The sequence below is a fragment of the Nocardia sp. GP40 genome (assembly GCF_050434125.1).
GTDB lineage: Bacteria > Actinomycetota > Actinomycetes > Mycobacteriales > Mycobacteriaceae > Nocardia > Nocardia albiluteola.
The window spans coordinates 75,531-92,037 of record NZ_JBNPVW010000013.1; the positions used below are offsets into that span (position 1 = coordinate 75,531).

Sequence of the window (16,507 nt, forward strand, 5' to 3'; positions counted from 1 at the left end):
CTGCTAGCTGTTTTCCGGTGTGTGAGTGATGCTGAGTGACTGACCTGGCGGCAGGGTCGGCGCGGCCCGAGCCTTGATCGAGACGCCGGAGCGGCCGGTCCGGATCATCTGGTCGACCAAATCGCGGGCGATGACGGCGCCACTGGCGTAGCCGAGGCCATCGGGCGGATGGATGTTGGAGATGCAGTTGCGCTCCGAGTCGACCCGACCGGGACGCGGCTGGTAGGTGAGGTAGATGCCGAGACTGTCGGCGACCGACAGCCCAGGCCGCTCCCCGATCACCACCAGCACCACCCGCACACCGAGCGCCTGGCCGATGTGGTCACCCAGCGCGACCCGGGCCTGGGTGGCGAGCACCGGCGGCGCGAAGCTGTAATCCGGCATGAACTCCCGGATGAGCGCGGCACACAACCCAGCGGCGTGATCGTGGACCGCGGTGGCCGAGAGCCCGTCGCACACGACCAGCGCGAGGTCGGCGCCGGCGGGGGCCAGCTGCGTGAGATCGGCCGGTGTTCGGCCCAGATCGGGCCGGCGCAGGTACCGGTTGCGGTCCCCGGCGGCGCTGCGCACGTGCACCGGGCTGCTCAGGCCGAGCCCGGCCAGCGTCGCGCGCAGTGCGTCGGTGTCCAGTGCGGTACGCACCGCATCGCGAGCCAGCGCATGCGATGCGCGCAGCGCCAGCACTTCCGTAGTCGCCAGAGTGTCACCGGCACGACGCAGCCCTATCCGGGCCCGGGTGTGGGCCCGCAGCGGCCGCCAAAGATCATCGGCCGCCGCACCCGAGATAGGCGGAACCTCGCTGGTACTGCCGAGGCCGGCAGAAGTTCCGGTGGGCGGGACGGTGCTGGTGCCAGCGGGCTCGGCGAGCGGTGCAGCACGGGTATCGGGCGTGAACGCGGTGCTCATCGGATACCTGCCAGCGCACGTAGCGGCGATACGGCCGGACCTTTCGGAAGGACACGCCCCAATTCGTCGGCCATCCCGAGTTGGTGCAGCCATGCCTCGAATTCCGGCGCTGGTCGCAACCCGCAGGTCCGGCGCAGGTACAGCGCGTCATGGAAGGACAGGCTCTGGTAGCCGAGCATGGTGTCGTCGGACCCTGGCACGGTGATGACGAAGGCCGTCCCGGCCACCGCCAGCGCGGTCGCCAGCATGTCCGCGTCATCGGCGTCGGCCTCGGCGTGATTGGTATAGCAGACATCCACACCCATGGGCAGGCCGAGCAGCTTGCCGCAGAAGTTGTCCTCCAGTCCCGCCCTGGTGATCTGCTTGCCGTCGTAGAGATATTCCGGGCCGATGAAGCCGACGACGGTGTTGACCAGCAACGGGTCGAAGGCGCGCGCGACACCGTAAGCGCGCGCCTCCAGGGTCTGCTGGTCGATCGGCCGGCCACCGGTGCCGCGGTGGGCGTCGGCCGACAGCGCGGCCCCCTGCCCGGTCTCGAAGTACATGACGTTGCGGCCGACGGTGCCGCGGTTGCACTGCTGCGCCGCCTCGTTGGCCTCTCGCAGCAGTTCGAGGGTGACACCGAACCCGCTATTGGCAGCCTCGGTACCCGCGATGGACTGGAACACCAGATCCACCGGTACGCCACGCTCGATCAGATCGAGGGTGGTCGTCACGTGAGTCAGCACACAGGACTGCATCGGGATGTCGTACCGCAGCCTGATGTCGTCGAGCAGGTACAACAGCTGCGCGATGGTGCCGGGGGCGTCGGTGGCCGGATTGATACCGATCACCGCGTCACCGCAGCCCAGCAGCAGTCCGTCGAGGATACCGGCGGCGATACCATGTGGGTCGTCGGTGGGATGGTTGGGCTGCAGTCGAGTCGCGAGCCTGCCCGGCATGCCGATAGTTGTGCGGAATGCCGCCTGCGGGGCGAACGACCCGGCGACGGTGATGAGATCCTGGTTCCGCATCAGCTTCGACACCGCTGCGGCCATCTCCGGGGTGATCCCGGGCGCGATCGCCGGAATTGTGAATTCCGCTGTGCCCGCAGTGACTTCAGTGAGCAACCAGTCGCGGAACGCCCCGACGGTCAGCCCGCTCACCGGCGCGAAGGCGGCAAGGTCGTGGGTGTCGACGATGAGCCGGGTCACCTCGTCGCTCTCGTACGGCACCACCGGCTCGTTCAGGAAATCGACCAGCGGTACCTCGGCGAGCCGCCATTGTGCAGCGACTCGTTCGGCATCCGATTCAGCTGCGCACCCGGCCAATTCGTCCCCGGAACGCCCCGGAGTGGCCTTTGCCAGCAACTGGGCGAGGCCGTCGAAACTGTATGTCCGTCCACCGATTACTTGCCGAAAGCTCACCGTGAACCCTTTCCCTCTCGCACCCGTGACGGCACCGAGATGTGCGGTCCGTCGTGAATTCCGCTGGGCCGAAACGCTAATGAGGTGCTGTTACGGCAATGTGGGCTCCGCGATGACCGGCGCCGAGAATTATCGAACGAATATTTCTCACCCCCGGAAAGACTCCGGTAACCGTGAGTAACGAAAACGAAACAGGGGGCCAGCACACTAAGACTCTTTCGCGGGCGAATGGCCCACGGTGAAAACAGAACGGCTGTCCCCGTTGAACGTACCCACATCGACACCACCACTGGTGGTCGACCGATCATCGATCAGCGGGCTGCGCCGCCGCACCCTGACCTTCGTGCCGGTGTTCGCGCAGTCGGTGGCCGCCATCGCACCGTCCGGGACCGCCGCGGTCACCCCGCCGTTCGTCATCGCCACCATCGGGGGCGGCGCGAGCGTGTTCGCCTTCCTCGCGGCCGCGGTGCTGACCTGGTGCATCGCCCTGGTCATTCGCCCGATGGCACAACGGCTCGCCGTCACCGGCGGGCTGTACACCTATGTGGCCAAGGGCCTGGGCCCGGTCGCAGCGATCCCGGTCGGCTGGTCGGCGATCGTCGGCTACGCCAGCGTCAGCGTGGCAGGACTGCTCGCTGTGGCCAGCTACCTCGGCAACGTCGAATCGATCACCAGCGCCGCGACCGGTGCCACCACCGCCACGTTGACGGTCATCGCCGCCCTTGCCGCGGCCGTCGCACTGGTGCTGATGGTGCGCGGCATCCGACTGTCCGCGGTTGTCACCCTGCTCGTGGAATGCGTGTCGGCGGTGGCGATCCTGGCGCTGCTGGTTTACCTGCTCACCAACGCACGACACAGCGTCGATATGCGTCAGGCTGTCGCCTGGCGGGGCGGTATCGGCGATTACGCGGACGGCGCCGTGGTAGCGATCAGCGCGTTCGTCGGCTTCGAGAGTGCGACAACGCTGTCGGCGGAGTCGTTCCGCCCGTTCCGCTCGGTTCCCAGGACACTGCTGTGGACACCGCTGGCAGCGGGCGTGATCTATCTGATCGCGGTCGGCGCCGAGGCCATCGCGCTGGTCATCGACCCCGCGACCGCCAGCGCCACACCGCTGTCGGATCTGCTGCTTCGCGACGATTCACCAATCCTGGCCACCATTCTCGACCTCGGCGTCGCCGCATCATTTTTCGCCTGCACCGTGGCGTCGCTCAACGCCCTGGTCAGGATCCTGTTCACGATGGGCCGCGAGGGAATCGCGCCGCGCGCGACAGGTCGCACGCATCCCCGGTTCCACACCCCGGTTCCCGCCATCCTGGGGACGACAGCCGTGGTCGCCGGATGCGCGATCGCGCTGCTGTGGTCGGCGGTGTCGCCGCAGGACGGCATCCGGCTGTTCCTGACCCTCAGCTCGTTCGGCTACCTGGGCTCCTATCTGGCCGCTTGCCTGGCCGGCCCGATGCTGCTGCGACGCATCGATGAACCGAGCAGACCATTGCTGGTGCTCGGGGTATCCGGCGCGGCAATGATGGTGCTGGTGGTCGTTGCCGCCGCATTCTCGCGCCAACCGGGCAACCAGGTGGTCGTCGCAACATATCTCACCATCATGCTGGCGGCGATCGTCTTCACCGCCGGCCTGCACCGATTCGCGCCGGACCGGCTGCGCCGCGTCGGCATCTTCGACGAGCCACAATGCGAACAGCTGCTCCAGACGGCCATGTTCCGGTAGCCATCGTGAAGGATGCCCGGCGCAGCAACTCCGTTACCAACACGATCGCCATTCTGGAGATCGTGGCCGAATACGGCGTCGGGATCACCGCGAAGGAGATCGCGCAGCGCCTGGACATGGCGCCCGCCACTGTTTATCGGCTGCTCAATTCCCTGGTTGCCGAGGAATTCCTGATCCGCACCGCCGACCTGCGCGGATTCGGTTTGGGCATGCGGTTGCGCGGACTCGCCGAAGCCTTGAACACCCCCACCGTACCGACCGCCGCCCGCCGCTGTCTCGCCGAATTCCGCGACTCGACCCGATTCGCCGTAACCCTAATGCATTTCGGTCACAGCACCGTCCGGGTGATCGACCAGGACCCCGATCATCCGGTAACGGTCGAACGTCAACTCTCCAAACACCTGCACGCCTCCGCCGCCGGAAAACTCCTGCTGTCTTCACGGACCCAATGGCGGCTGCTGATACCCGCTCCGGCCCGTCTCACCACACGCACGCTTGTCGACCACGGCAGCCTCTCGGCAGACATCGAAACCATCCGCGGCAGCGGGTACGCCCGCGCTGCCGACGAACTGGTACCGGGGTTGACATGCTTGGCGTATCCAGTCCACAACGAATCCGGATCCATCACCGGCGCACTGTGCCTCACCGGCCCCAGCAACCGGCTCGACACCCTCGAATCCCACAGCAAGCCCGCCCGCAATTACGCAGCCTTGATCGGGCCCCTGCTCTACTGACCGACAACGATCGGACAGCTGGGAGCTCGATCCGGTGTAGTGGGGCCTATCCTCACCAGTGATGTAAATTCGTTCGGCTGGTAGCTATTACGTCCGGCGGACACGCGGCCGTCGAAGGTCATGTCGAATGCGTTCAGCGCCCTGATCCAGCGGCCACCCCCACCATCCCGTGGCCTGCGGCACCAACTGTCGGATCGACCGCGCCGGATCGGTCGGCAGTGGCCTTCAGTCGGCGGCGGTGTCGTACCGGACCCGCGACTCGGCCACGTAATCGCGATGCTGCTCCGACCATTCGATGAGCGTCCGAACCCGGTCGGAGAGGGTGGCTCCGACCGAGGTCAAGGCATAGTCGACGCGCGGCGGTGAGGTCGGCGTGACGGTGCGGCGTACCAGTCCGTCGCGTTCGAGGCTGCGCAGGGTGAGGGTCAGCATGCGCTGGGAGATGCCGTCGATGGCGCGCTGCAGTTCGGAGTAGCGCTTCGGGCCGCCGGCGAGCAGGTCCAGCACCAGCATGCTCCACTTGTCGCCCACCCGGTCCAACACCTCACGCAGTTGACACCGGTGATCGATCGGCGTAATCGGTTCGCGCACAGCGGTGTTCGTTGCGATATTCGAAGTGCCTTCTTGTGCCATCTCGCCATTCTGAAACATGCTTGTGCTACGCACAATATGTGCGCAACATACGGAAAGTGTTGTGTGTGAGATGACTATCGATACAGTTACACTGCCCCGGCGGGCCGGCGCCCGCCCGACCACGACTGGTCGCGAGATTCCGCACGATCAGCTGGACCAGTTCTCCCCGCCGGAGATTCGCGCCGCGCTGGTCGCGGCCGCCGATGCGCTGCCCGGCGTGTTCACCGGACCGAGCCAGGTTTCCGAGCCGTCGTCGCTGGCGCTGCGGATGCAGCATCCGACAGGCCCCTGGGAGGCGTTCCTGTTTCCCAGCCGGGATGAATTCGGGCACATTCACCGGGCCGGATTCATGCATCTGACGGTGCCGCGGGCTCTGGTCGCGCCATTGATCGAGGCCGGCTGGGCCGAGCCGCATCCGATCACCCGTCGCCCCGAATGGCCGGACTCCATCGTGATGCTCTACGCCCCGCGCGATGCGGACGAGCTTGCGGTCGCGATCGCGGTACTGCGGGCCTCCTACGAGCAGGCCGCCACCATTATCGAGGAGCAGTGACAATGATGCAGACCATCGCTTTCGAGAAGTTCGGCGCCGCTCCAGAACTCACCGAGCTGCCGATTCCCGAGCTGGGGCCGGGCGAGGTGCTGGTGCGGGTGCGCGCCGCATCGGTCAACGGCTTCGACCTGGGTGTGCTCGGTGGCGCGCTGCAGGGGGTTTACGAGTACGAGTTCCCCGTGCTGCTCGGCAAGGACTACGCCGGTGAGGTAGTTTCGGGACGCCTGCGGGTCCCGCTCGGCCGGACCTACAAGTTGGCCGAGGTCCCGGCAGCGCTGACCGACTTCAGCATGGGCACCATCGGCAAGCTCAGCGTCGCCATCTGACAGATCACGCAATCCGACTGCTGTAGAGGAACGTCGACCTCAGGCCCGGCGGATACGTCACTTGTGCTCTGGGTCGGCGGGCCGCTACGGCCGACCGAATACGATCGTGGCCTCAGCGGTGTAGGACAGAACCGTGGCCAAGGTCGCTCACACCACCAGGCCGGCTTCTCCTCAGTGGCAGTCGATCCCGCCTCGCACACCGTCTACGGCACCATCATCGTCATCCCACCAGGATCGTGACGCCAGCCGATCCGTTCGCCGCCCGACGAGCCGCGTTCGCAGGCGGCAATCCGAACCGTCACCGGGGCCTGGCCCGCCCGGTTTCGGCGCGCTGGCGGGGCGCCTGGTGTTGGTGCGGAGGTTCCGAAACCCTCGCCGCACTAGTGCGGGCGTAACCCGCTGTGGGGCAGCGGGTTTCTCCCATGGCTGGCGGACTTCCGCCAGCCCGAGCGTGCGTGAGCAGATCGACGGCAGCCCGACATCCCTCAGGCTCCGCCGGTCTCGGCCGCGAAGGAGCCCAAAACCCGGACCGACTCCATGTCCCGGTCGATGGTAGGGCGCGGCTCGCGACGGGGCTGCAAGTCGGTTCCAAGTGCCCTCCAAAACCCTGGGCGCAAAGTCGTACTCGTCGAACAGAACAACCACGAAAGGCTGCAACAGATGAGGATCGATGTACACGCGCACTACTGGACCGACGACTACCTCGACCTGCTGGTCGAGTTCGGTAGAACCGACACCGACGCGCAACGGGGCCAAGGCGCCGGCGGCGGCAGTGAGATGGACGCCCGGCTGCGACTGATGGACCGTGCGGGAGTGGACATGCAGATCCTGTCGGCCGCTCCGTTGCTGCCGCACTTCACTGAACGCGACAAGGCCGTATCGACCGCGCGATTCGTCAACGATCAATACGCCGCGATGGTGGCCGACCACCCGGATCGCTTTCGCGCCCTCGCTGCCCTCCCGATGCCCCACATCGAGGAGTCGATCACCGAAATGGGCCGAGCGCTCGATGAATTGGGCATGATCGGCGTCGTTCTCAACACCACCATCCTCAACCGCGCCCTCGTGGAGGAGCAGTTCGCGCCGATCTTCGACGAACTCGACCGCCGCGGCACCGTGTTGTATCTGCACCCTGCGGGCAACAGTGCCTGCACACCGCTGATCGCAGACCACCACATGACCTGGATGGTCGGCGCCCCGGTCGAGGACACGATCTCGGTGATCCAACTGATCACCAATGGCATCCCGACCCGCTACCCGAACATCAAGATCATCAACTCTCACCTGGGCGGCGCGCTGCCGATGCTGCTGCAACGAATCGACAACCAATATCGATGGGAAGCGCCACAAACCCCCGAGCTGCCCAGTGTCACCGCTCGCCGCATGTGGTACGACACTGTCGGACACGGTCACGTCCCCGCCCTGCGCGCCGCTATCGAATCGCTGGGCGCTGATCGCCTCCTGTTAGGTACCGACTTCCCCTACGAAGCTGGCGACATTTTCCTGCGCGCGATCGACTACATCAACGACCCATCCATCGATCCTGCCGCCACCAAACTAATCCTCGACGGCAACGCACCGACACTGCTCGGCATCGACAACCGAGGTGCGACGGGTCGAAGCGGGGCGCAATGAGTAAGCCCGAGGTCAGGCATCCCAGCGGTACCGCGACGCACGGAACCCGATGGCGGCAGCGCTAGCCGCCATCATTGCAACGAGAGAACGCGTCAATCCTGGAACGGCGACACCTGTTGCGCCCCGAGGGCCAGGCAAACCCGTCCGTCAGTGGCCACCGCAGACTCCCCGCGTACGGCCAGTGGCGGCTCCCTGCAGGCGGCCAACTACCGCGACGTCGAGGCCGTGCGCCTTCCCGGCGATGGCGCATTCTGGCTGCTCGAGGACAGTGAACGCACCGGCGGCCTGTTCGGCGCCAACCGGCTGCTCCTCCCGGCCGGGGCCGACGGCACGCGCCCGCATCACCACACCCTGTCCACCGAGTTCTTCTACATCCTCGCGCACACCACCGGGTGTCCACTCAGGCCGAAGCGCCCGCAGAAATCGCAACCGACCACGACGAACCGAGAATCGTTGCAGAAGTCAACATCCGCCATTGCCACGGGCGTTCGCGGCACCGCACGGTATTGCCCGTGAGCACGCCCAGATCCGCGTCCGCCCCATCCGATGAGTCAGCCAACTGTGAGTCGCCCGAGTCACCGCTACGCCGTAGGGGATATCGATCGGCTCGTACCGAACCGGAATGCCGAGCGTCTCTCCGACTTTGGTGGCAATCTCGTTGTCACCATACAGCGGGGCCAGTCGGACGCGATCTCGTCTTGTACCGGGGCGAACATCGACAGGACTATGCTGGTCGACATCCGCGCCACTGCAGTCAGGGCCTAGATCCATGACGAATTCCCCCGTTGATTACCCCGGCCAGACCCCACTGATCACCGGAGCCAGCTCGGGTATCGGTGCCGAATTTGCACGCCAGCTCGCAGAACGTGGATCTGACCTGATTCTCGTTGCGCGGCGCCTCGATCGGCTCGAGTCGTTGGCGGAGAAGTTATCTGAGCGCAGATCATGGCGCTTGGCGGCCGCTTCGTGAGCCGACGGCTACTGGTTGGCGTGCTCGGCAGAATGACCGGTCGAGCGCAGCAGCCCGAACCGCGATAGGCAGAGCCATACCCGCGACGGATTCACCTCCGCGCCCGGCCTACTGGAATAACCGAGGAGAAGCCGATGCCGACGCCAGCTGAGAACGAGCCGCCTCGGGTTCTGGTGACGGGCGCAAGCGGCAACATAGGCGGTGCCGTGGCCACGGCGCTCGATGGCACTCACGGTGAAGTTATCGCGGTCCGGGCCTCCCGTAATCGCAAGACAGTCGAGAAGTGGGAACAGCAAGGTATGCGCGCCGTCTTCCTCGATCTGGACGACCCGGAGACGTTCCCTGCCGCCCTCGAGGGCATCGACCGAGTGTTTCTCTCGGCGGGTTACACATCAGCGATGAACGAGCAGAGCAAAACGCTGGTCGACGCTGCCGAAGACGCTGGGGTCAACTTCATCGTCCACCTGGGTGTGTTCGGCAACGGCCGCTCCACCGACCCGCACTTCGCCTGGCACGAGCTGGTTGAGCGCTACATCAGCGGCAGTTCCCTCGCCTGGGCCAATGTGCACCCGCACGTGTTCATGGAGAACCTGCTGACTGTCAATCGGTTGCAGAACGGCGCCTTCGTGTGGGGAGCCGGTGACAAACCGGTCGGCTGGGTCGCCGCCGACGACATCGCCGCGGTCGCCGCCAAGGTCCTCGCCGAAGGCCCCAAGGTCCACGCCGGCCGCAACTACTTCCTGTCCACGGACCTCCTCAACGCCGTCGAAGTCGCGGCAATCCTGTCCTCCGCACTGGATCGGGAGATACCGGCTGTGGTCCTCACCCCCCAGGAGCTCCGCAATCTCGTCGGCGCCGGGCATGTCGCTGTCCCCTCCCAATATGACGCCGCCTACGCAGCCAGCGCGCTGAACTGGCTGCAGCAAACCTACGACGGCCGCATGGACTACTCCGCCGTCGTCACCAGCACCGTGACCGACCTGCTCGGCCGCCAACCGATCCACTTCGCGCAGTGGGCGCAGTCGCACCGATCCGAGCTGCTCGACCAACTCGCTTAGCTAAGAATCGGCCTGCCTGATTCGTACAGGCGAAACCCATTCCGCAATAGGTCGTTGTATTAGATTCGGCAGCTCGTACCTGACGACTCGCGACATTGTCGACGGTGCCTGTCCGAACGGCCGACCGCAGCGCGGACACCTCGCATCGGTCAGGGCATTCAGGCTAGATCTGCACAGTGGTCGCTGAGCGCATGGCGCGCGTCGTCGAACGCCCGTTCGTCCGAAACCGTGAAAGTCGAGTTACCCATGTACTCGCGAAATCGGTTGTTGCGGTGGCGCGGGGAGTCCGGACGGACTGAGCTCCGACTGTCCTGAGATAGGTGGCGGCACGCCGGCACCTCGAGCACGTGCTGTCCCACCGCCGTGACTCCCCGCCGGACGGTTGCCACCACTTCGAGTCGCAGCTCTTCGGGGCGCAGCAGCCGACAGCGTACGGATCGCCCGGACTCGACAGAACCCCCTCACCGTCCACCCCGGTGGCGCCACGATGGACGTAGTCCGTGGTCAACTCCACAGCGTCACATGCACTTTCGGGCGGAACCGGGCGACGCCCACGCCGGACCCGCGGATCATCGCCTGGATGCATCGTGGGGTAATGATGAAACGCAGCAGTTCCGACACCGCGGGCGGGCGGGTGTCTGGCGGTAGGGTCGTTGCGCACCACTCATCGGATACCTGAAGGCCGGGTCCCTTGATGTGGCTCAGCCGATGTGTCGCGAGGTCGGACGAGACGGCGAAGCCGATCGTCAGGGTGATGCCCCCGACACGGCGGACCTCTTCGAGGGCGGCCGCATCGCTCTGGAAGATCCGTTGGTGCGACTCGGGAATGGCCAACTCGCGCAGCATCGTCGCGATGTGCCCGTCGACACTGCCGGCACTGGGGCCCAGCATCCACTGCTGTTCCCGCAGCAGCGCGGGATGCGGTGCGATGTCGGCCAGCGGGCTGTCGGGGCGCGCGACCGAAATGATCTGATACTTCAGGAACGGCCGTGCGGTGATGGTCGTGTCGGCGCCGTCCTGCCCGGGCCCCAACGCGATATCCACCGCCCGGGTCTCGATCAGGCTCCGGAACTGACTGGTGGGATGCACACTCAGCTCCACCGACAGATCCTTCGCCCGCGCCGCGAACAGGTCGATGAGGCCGGGCGCGGCATGTTCGGCGAACGCGCTCGATGCCGCGATGCGCAGTAGCCGCCGACCGTGCGCCGCCTCGCTCACCTCGATGGCGGTCTGGCGCTGCAGTCCAAGAATCTCGATCGCCCGGCTGGCCAAGCGCAGCCCGCCGGGCGTGAAGGCCAGACCCGATGCCGCGCGGCTGAACAGTGGGTCGTCGAGTTCCCTGCGCAACTGGGCGATGTGCATCGAGACACCGGCGTCGGACATCCCCAGCTCGCTGGCCGCCGCGTGGACGGAGCCGAGCCGAACCACGGTCGAGTAGGCCCGAAGCTGGGCGGGCGTCACAATTCGAGTCTAGTTTGGAGGTGGACGCAGTGCCTACAGCCGCATCGCGCCCGGAGGACGCACCATGCAGGACGTGCTCACGGATCTGATGACAACCTGGAACGCCGGGGGCACGGCTGGGGTCGCGACGGTCGTGTGGACCTTCCGTTCGGCGCCGCGACCGCCCGGCGCGGCCATGGTCGTCGCCTCGGACGGGACGGTTGGCGGTTCGGTCTCCGGTGGCTGCGTCGAAGGCGCGGTCTACGAACTCGCCACCGACGTCATCCGGACCGGTCGTCCGGTGCTGGAGCGGTTCGGCATCTCCGACGACGATGCATTCGCCGTCGGTCTCACCTGCGGCGGCATCATCGACATCTTCGTCGAGGCGATCTCGCGGGAAACGTTTCCGGAACTCGGCGAGGTCGCCGCAGAGATCGCTGCTGACCGGCCGGTCGCGATCGCGACCGTCATCGAGCACCCCGACGCCGCTCGGATAGGGCGCCGGCTGCTGATCCGGCCGGGCACCGCGCACGGCACCCTCGGGTCGGAGCGGGCCGACGATGCGGTGATCGATGACGCACGCGGGCTGCTCGCGGCAGGCCGTAGCGAGGTGCTGTCCTACGGGCCGGACGGGCAGCGCCGCGGTGAGGGCATGGCGGTTTTCGTCGCCAGCTATGCCCGGCAGCCGCGGATGCTGGTGTTCGGGGCGATCGATTTCGCAGCCGCCCTCGCACAGCAGGGCTCGTTCCTCGGGTACCGGGTGACGGTGTGCGATGCGCGGCCGGTCTTCGCCACCTCCGCCCGGTTTCCGACCGCCGACGAGGTCGTCGTCGACTGGCCGCACCGCTACCTGGCCGCGCAGATCGCGGCCGGCGCGATCGATTCGCAGACCGTCGTCTGCGTGCTGACCCACGATCCCAAGTTCGACGTTCCACTGCTCGAGGTGGCCCTGCGCGCGCCGGAGATCGGCTATGTCGGCGCCATGGGGTCGCGCCGCACGCACGACGAGCGGCTGACCCGTCTGCGACAGGCGGGTCTCACCGACGAGCAACTCGCCCGGCTCGCCAGCCCGATCGGGCTGGATCTGGGCGGCCGGACACCGGAAGAGACGGCGGTGTCCATCGCGGCCGAGATCATCGCACGACGCTGGGGCGGACACGGCCGCTCACTGGCCCAAACCGGCGGCCGGATTCACCACACAACGGGCGCGAACAGCGAATTAAGTGATTCCTTAAATCGGTCTTGACGGTCGCATCGGGCAGGAAGAGGCTGGGCCTATTCCCGCTGATGTGAGGTCGATCACATGCAAGTTCCTGGGCCATTCGAATACGAGCGCGCAACGGGCGTGGATCACGCCATCGGACTACTCGACCGACTCGGGGAGGAGGCGAGCATCGTCGCGGGCGGCCACAGCCTGCTGCCGATGATGAAGCTGCGTCTGGCCAATCCGGAATATCTCATCGACATCAACGACCTGGCGGCTGAACTGGGTTACATCGTCACCGATCCGACGCTGGTGCGAATCGGTGCGATGGTCCGGCATCGGCACGTACTCGAGTCCGACGATCTCGCCGCGGTGTGCCCGATCTTCCGTGACGCCGAGCGGGTGATCGCCGACCCGGTCGTGCGCAACCGCGGCACGATCGGCGGCTCGCTGTGCCAGGCCGATCCCGCCGAAGATCTCACCACGGTCTGCACCGTCCTGGGCGCCACCTGCCTGGTGCGTGGACCGTCCGGCGACCGGGGGATCGCGATGGACGACTTCCTGGTCGGTCCGTACGAAACCGCCATGTCGCACAACGAACTCCTGATCGAGATCCGGATTCCCCTGCGGCATCGGACCTCGAGCGCGTACGCGAAGGTGGAGCGCCGGGTCGGCGACTGGGCGATCACGGCGGCCGGCGCAACGGTGACCCTGCGCGGCGACACGATCGCGGCCGCGCGGATCGGTCTGACGGCGGTCAACCCCGATCCGGCGGCGCTCGCCTCCGCGGTGGAGGTACTTCTCGGTGAGCCGCCTACGGAGGAGGTCTTCTCCGAGGTGGGCCGCCGCGCGAGCGCAGCATGCTCACCTGTCTCCGATGCGCGCGGCAGCGCGGACTACAAGCGCCATCTCGCGTCCGAGCTGACGATTCGCGTGCTGCGCACGGCAGTCGAGCGCGTACTGAATGAATCTGCGCTGGAAGGGAATTAGCCATGCAGGTGAATATGACCGTCAACGGCGAGCCGGTGACCGCGGAGGTCGAGCCCCGCACTCTGCTCGTGCATTTCCTGCGAGATCAGTTGCGGCTCACCGGAACCCACTGGGGGTGTGACACCAGCAACTGTGGCACCTGCGTGGTGGAGGTCGACGGCGAACCGGTGAAGTCGTGCACGATGCTGGCCGTCATGGCCGGCGGCCACGCGGTGCGCACTGTCGAGGGGCTCGAGGTGGACGGCCGGCTCGATCCCGTGCAGGAGGGGTTCATGCAGTGTCACGGATTGCAGTGCGGCTTCTGCACGCCCGGAATGATGATCACCGCCCGCGCCCTGCTCGACCGCAATCCGAATCCCGACGAGCAGACCATTCGGGAGGCGATCTCGGGCCAGATCTGCCGCTGCACCGGATACACGACCATCGTGCGGTCGATCCAGTGGGCCGCGGCGAAGCAACGAGGCGAAGCGATGGAGCCCGAGCCCGCGGCCACGCCGACGCCGGTAGGGAGCACGTCATGACCGCCGTCGAGCCCCGGCCCGAAGACCGAGTCGACAACGACCGCAAGCCGTGCGGTCACGGCAGGATGCTCCGCAAAGAGGATCCGCGGTTCATTCGCGGGCGCGGCAACTACGTCGACGACGTGCAGCTGCCCGGCATGCTGCATATGGCGATACTGCGTTCCCCGTTCGCGCACGCGCGGATCGTGAGCGTCGATGTCTCTGCGGCACAGGCACATCCGAAGGTCAAGGCAGTCGTCACCGGTGCGGACCTCGCGGCGAAGGGACTGGCCTGGATGCCGACGCTGTCCAACGATGTGCAGGCGGTGCTGGCGACGGACAAGGTCCGATTCCAGGGCCAGGAGGTGGCCTTCGTCGTCGCCGAGGATCGTTACTCCGCGCGTGATGCGTTGGAGCTCATCAATGTCGAGTACGAGATGCTCGATCCGGTGATCGACGCCCGGACCGCACTGGCGCCCGATACACCGGTGATCCGCGACGATCTCGACGGCAAGCGGGACAACCACTGCTTCGACTGGGAGACCGGCGATGCCGCCGCGACCGAGGCGGTGTTCGCGCGCGCCGATGTCGTCGTCGAGCAGGAGATCGTCTATCCGCGAGTGCATCCCGCCCCGATGGAAACCTGCGGTGCCGTGGCCGATCTCGATCCCGTGACGGGCAAGCTCACGCTGTGGTCGACGAGTCAGGCGCCGCATGTCCACCGCACGCTCTACGCGTTGGTGGCCGGGCTGCCCGAGCACAAGATCCGGGTGATCTCTCCCGATATCGGCGGCGGCTTCGGCAACAAGGTGCCCATCTATCCGGGATACGTCTGTGCCATCGTCGGGTCGCTGTTGCTGGGCAAGCCGGTGAAGTGGATGGAGGACCGCAGCGAGAACCTCACCAGCACCGGGTTCGCCCGCGACTACATCATGGTCGGCGAGATCGCCGCCACTGCCGACGGCAAGATCCTGGCCATCCGGTCGACTGTGCTCGCCGATCACGGCGCCTTCAACGGCACGGCCGCGCCGTTGAAGTATCCGGCCGGCTTCTTCGGCGTCTTCACCGGTAGCTACGACATCGAGGCCGCCTACTGCAAGATGACCGCGGTCTATACGAACAAGGCCCCCGGCGGCGTCGCCTACGCGTGCTCGTTCCGGATCACCGAGGCCGTCTACTTCGTCGAGCGGTTGGTGGATTGCCTCGCCTACGAACTGAAGATGGATCCGGCCGAGCTGCGGCTGCGGAATCTCCTTCGCGCCGAACAGTTCCCGTACACCAGCAAGACCGGCTGGGTCTACGACTCCGGCGATTACGAGAAGACCATGCGTCTGGCGATGGACATGATCGGCTACGACGCCTTGCGCAAAGAACAGCGGGACAGGCGCGCCCGCGGCGAGTTGATGGGCATCGGGATGTCCTTCTTCACCGAGGCGGTCGGCGCGGGCCCGCGCAAGGATATGGATATCCTCGGACTCGGGATGGCCGACGGGTGCGAGCTGCGCGTCCATCCGACCGGCAAAGCCGTTGTGCGCATAGCGGTTCAGACTCAGGGGCAGGGGCACGAGACGACGTTCGCCCAGATCGTCGCCGAAGAACTCGGCATTCCGCCGGACGACATCGACGTGGTGCACGGCGATACCGATCAGACTCCGTTCGGCCTGGGCACCTACGGCAGCCGGTCGACACCGGTCTCGGGCGCCGCTGCCGCACTGGTGGCGCGGAAGGTGCGCGATAAGGCGCGAATCATCGCGTCGGGCATGCTCGAGGTATCCGTCGCCGACCTCGAGTGGGAGAAGGGCTCGTTCCACGTCAAGGGCGATCCGTCCGCGGCGGTGACGATCCAGCAGATCGCGATGCGAGCACACGGCGCCGGTGATCTGCCCGAGGGGATCGAGGGCGGACTCGACGCGCAGATCTGTTACAACCCGGAGAATCTCACCTTCCCCTACGGTGCGTACTTCTGCGTCGTCGACATCGACCCGGGGACGGCCGTGGTGAAGGTGCGGCGCTTCCTCGCCGTCGACGACTGCGGCACCCGGATCAATCCGATGATCATCGAGGGGCAGGTGCACGGCGGTATCACCGACGGTATCGGCATGGCGCTGATGGAGATCATGGCCTTCGACGAGGACGGCAACTGCCTCGGCGGATCCCTGATGGACTACCTCATCCCGACGGCGCTCGAGGTTCCGCATTTCGAGACCGGGTACACGGTCACGCCGTCGCCGCATCATCCGATCGGCGCGAAGGGCATCGGCGAATCGGCCACGGTCGGATCGCCTGCGGCGGTGGTCAACGCGGTGGTGGATGCGCTGGCGCCGTTCGGGGTTCGGCACGCCGACATGCCGTTGACGCCGTCGCGGGTGTGGGACGCGATGCAGGGCCGGGCCACACCGCCCATCTGAGTGGGGTCCGAGCGATGG

General features: G+C 66.5%; 15 protein-coding genes and 1 pseudogene. 12 read left to right on the forward strand and 4 right to left on the reverse strand.

Features of this window, described 5'->3' with window-relative positions; translation table 11 throughout:
- Positions 1–3: 3 nt before the first annotated feature.
- Both eutC and ABH933_RS32805 read right to left on the reverse strand, forming a co-directional pair.
- Complete coding sequence (gene eutC / locus ABH933_RS32800) at positions 4–906, reverse strand: ethanolamine ammonia-lyase subunit EutC (RefSeq protein ID WP_429421549.1); 903 nt, start codon at positions 904–906, stop codon at positions 4–6.
- Entirely contained in the window at positions 903–2,312 is a 1,410-nt protein-coding gene (locus ABH933_RS32805) for an ethanolamine ammonia-lyase subunit EutB (RefSeq protein ID WP_429421551.1), read from the reverse strand. The genes eutC and ABH933_RS32805 overlap by 4 nt, the downstream gene beginning before the upstream one ends.
- A 262-nt stretch (positions 2,313–2,574) precedes the next feature.
- Here ABH933_RS32805 and ABH933_RS32810 point away from each other — a divergent pair, with 262 nt between their 5' ends.
- Entirely contained in the window at positions 2,575–4,038 is a 1,464-nt protein-coding gene (locus ABH933_RS32810) for an APC family permease (RefSeq protein WP_429421553.1), read from the forward strand.
- Positions 4,039–4,043: 5 nt separating this feature from the next.
- On the forward strand, positions 4,044–4,772 hold the full coding sequence (locus ABH933_RS32815) for an IclR family transcriptional regulator (RefSeq protein WP_429421554.1): 729 nt from the start codon (positions 4,044–4,046) through the stop codon (positions 4,770–4,772).
- 225 nt (positions 4,773–4,997) lie between these two features.
- Here ABH933_RS32815 and ABH933_RS32820 read toward each other — a convergent pair whose 3' ends face one another.
- Positions 4,998–5,405, reverse strand: a complete 408-nt coding sequence (locus tag ABH933_RS32820; RefSeq protein ID WP_429421556.1) for a winged helix-turn-helix transcriptional regulator — start codon at positions 5,403–5,405, stop codon at positions 4,998–5,000.
- 70 nt (positions 5,406–5,475) lie between these two features.
- Between ABH933_RS32820 and ABH933_RS32825 the strand changes: the two genes are divergently transcribed.
- From ABH933_RS32825 to ABH933_RS32850, 6 genes and pseudogenes are all read left to right on the forward strand, one after another.
- The gene (locus ABH933_RS32825; protein WP_429421557.1) at positions 5,476–5,958 is read left to right on the forward strand and encodes a luciferase family protein; all 483 of its coding nucleotides are present in this window, start codon (positions 5,476–5,478) and stop codon (positions 5,956–5,958) included.
- Positions 5,959–5,960: 2 nt separating this feature from the next.
- The gene (locus ABH933_RS32830; protein ID WP_429421558.1) at positions 5,961–6,284 is read left to right on the forward strand and encodes an alcohol dehydrogenase catalytic domain-containing protein; all 324 of its coding nucleotides are present in this window, start codon (positions 5,961–5,963) and stop codon (positions 6,282–6,284) included.
- A 660-nt stretch (positions 6,285–6,944) separates the two neighbouring features.
- Positions 6,945–7,919, forward strand: a complete 975-nt coding sequence (locus ABH933_RS32835) for an amidohydrolase family protein (RefSeq protein ID WP_429421560.1) — start codon at positions 6,945–6,947, stop codon at positions 7,917–7,919.
- Between the two features lie 150 nt (positions 7,920–8,069).
- The gene (locus ABH933_RS32840; protein WP_429421562.1) at positions 8,070–8,435 is read left to right on the forward strand and encodes a hypothetical protein; all 366 of its coding nucleotides are present in this window, start codon (positions 8,070–8,072) and stop codon (positions 8,433–8,435) included.
- 253 nt (positions 8,436–8,688) lie between these two features.
- Positions 8,689–8,850 (forward strand): annotated as a pseudogene (locus ABH933_RS32845) (SDR family NAD(P)-dependent oxidoreductase); the annotation flags it as partial.
- Positions 8,851–9,023: 173 nt separating this feature from the next.
- On the forward strand, positions 9,024–9,947 hold the full coding sequence (locus tag ABH933_RS32850; RefSeq protein ID WP_429421564.1) for an NmrA family NAD(P)-binding protein: 924 nt from the start codon (positions 9,024–9,026) through the stop codon (positions 9,945–9,947).
- A gap of 504 nt (positions 9,948–10,451) precedes the next feature.
- Here the strand turns inward: ABH933_RS32850 and ABH933_RS32855 are convergent.
- On the reverse strand, positions 10,452–11,408 hold the full coding sequence (locus tag ABH933_RS32855; RefSeq protein WP_429421565.1) for a LysR family transcriptional regulator: 957 nt from the start codon (positions 11,406–11,408) through the stop codon (positions 10,452–10,454).
- A 64-nt stretch (positions 11,409–11,472) separates the two neighbouring features.
- On the opposite strand from ABH933_RS32855, the gene ABH933_RS32860 reads away from it, so the two are divergent.
- The 4 genes from ABH933_RS32860 to ABH933_RS32875 are packed head-to-tail and all read left to right on the forward strand — an operon-like array spanning position 11,473 to position 16,489.
- Entirely contained in the window at positions 11,473–12,633 is a 1,161-nt protein-coding gene (locus ABH933_RS32860; RefSeq protein WP_429421567.1) for an XdhC family protein, read from the forward strand.
- Positions 12,634–12,690: 57 nt separating this feature from the next.
- The gene (locus ABH933_RS32865; protein WP_429421569.1) at positions 12,691–13,581 is read left to right on the forward strand and encodes an FAD binding domain-containing protein; all 891 of its coding nucleotides are present in this window, start codon (positions 12,691–12,693) and stop codon (positions 13,579–13,581) included.
- A gap of 2 nt (positions 13,582–13,583) precedes the next feature.
- Positions 13,584–14,102, forward strand: coding sequence for a (2Fe-2S)-binding protein (locus tag ABH933_RS32870; protein ID WP_429421570.1), 519 nt, complete (start codon positions 13,584–13,586; stop codon positions 14,100–14,102).
- The gene (locus ABH933_RS32875; protein WP_429421572.1) at positions 14,099–16,489 is read left to right on the forward strand and encodes an aerobic carbon-monoxide dehydrogenase large subunit; all 2,391 of its coding nucleotides are present in this window, start codon (positions 14,099–14,101) and stop codon (positions 16,487–16,489) included. The genes ABH933_RS32870 and ABH933_RS32875 overlap by 4 nt, the downstream gene beginning before the upstream one ends.
- The last annotated feature ends 18 nt before the right edge of the window (positions 16,490–16,507 follow it).

Coding starts and splice junctions, on each gene's coding strand:
- eutC (WP_429421549.1), bottom strand. CDS start 906: ATGAGCACCGCGTTCACGCCCGATACCCGTGCTGCACCGCTCGCCGAG.
- ABH933_RS32820 (WP_429421556.1), bottom strand. CDS start 5,405: ATGGCACAAGAAGGCACTTCGAATATCGCAACGAACACCGCTGTGCGC.
- ABH933_RS32825 (WP_429421557.1), top strand. CDS start 5,476: ATGACTATCGATACAGTTACACTGCCCCGGCGGGCCGGCGCCCGCCCG.
- ABH933_RS32830 (WP_429421558.1), top strand. CDS start 5,961: ATGATGCAGACCATCGCTTTCGAGAAGTTCGGCGCCGCTCCAGAACTC.
- ABH933_RS32835 (WP_429421560.1), top strand. CDS start 6,945: ATGAGGATCGATGTACACGCGCACTACTGGACCGACGACTACCTCGAC.
- ABH933_RS32850 (WP_429421564.1), top strand. CDS start 9,024: ATGCCGACGCCAGCTGAGAACGAGCCGCCTCGGGTTCTGGTGACGGGC.
- ABH933_RS32860 (WP_429421567.1), top strand. CDS start 11,473: ATGCAGGACGTGCTCACGGATCTGATGACAACCTGGAACGCCGGGGGC.
- ABH933_RS32865 (WP_429421569.1), top strand. CDS start 12,691: ATGCAAGTTCCTGGGCCATTCGAATACGAGCGCGCAACGGGCGTGGAT.
- ABH933_RS32870 (WP_429421570.1), top strand. CDS start 13,584: ATGCAGGTGAATATGACCGTCAACGGCGAGCCGGTGACCGCGGAGGTC.
- ABH933_RS32875 (WP_429421572.1), top strand. CDS start 14,099: ATGACCGCCGTCGAGCCCCGGCCCGAAGACCGAGTCGACAACGACCGC.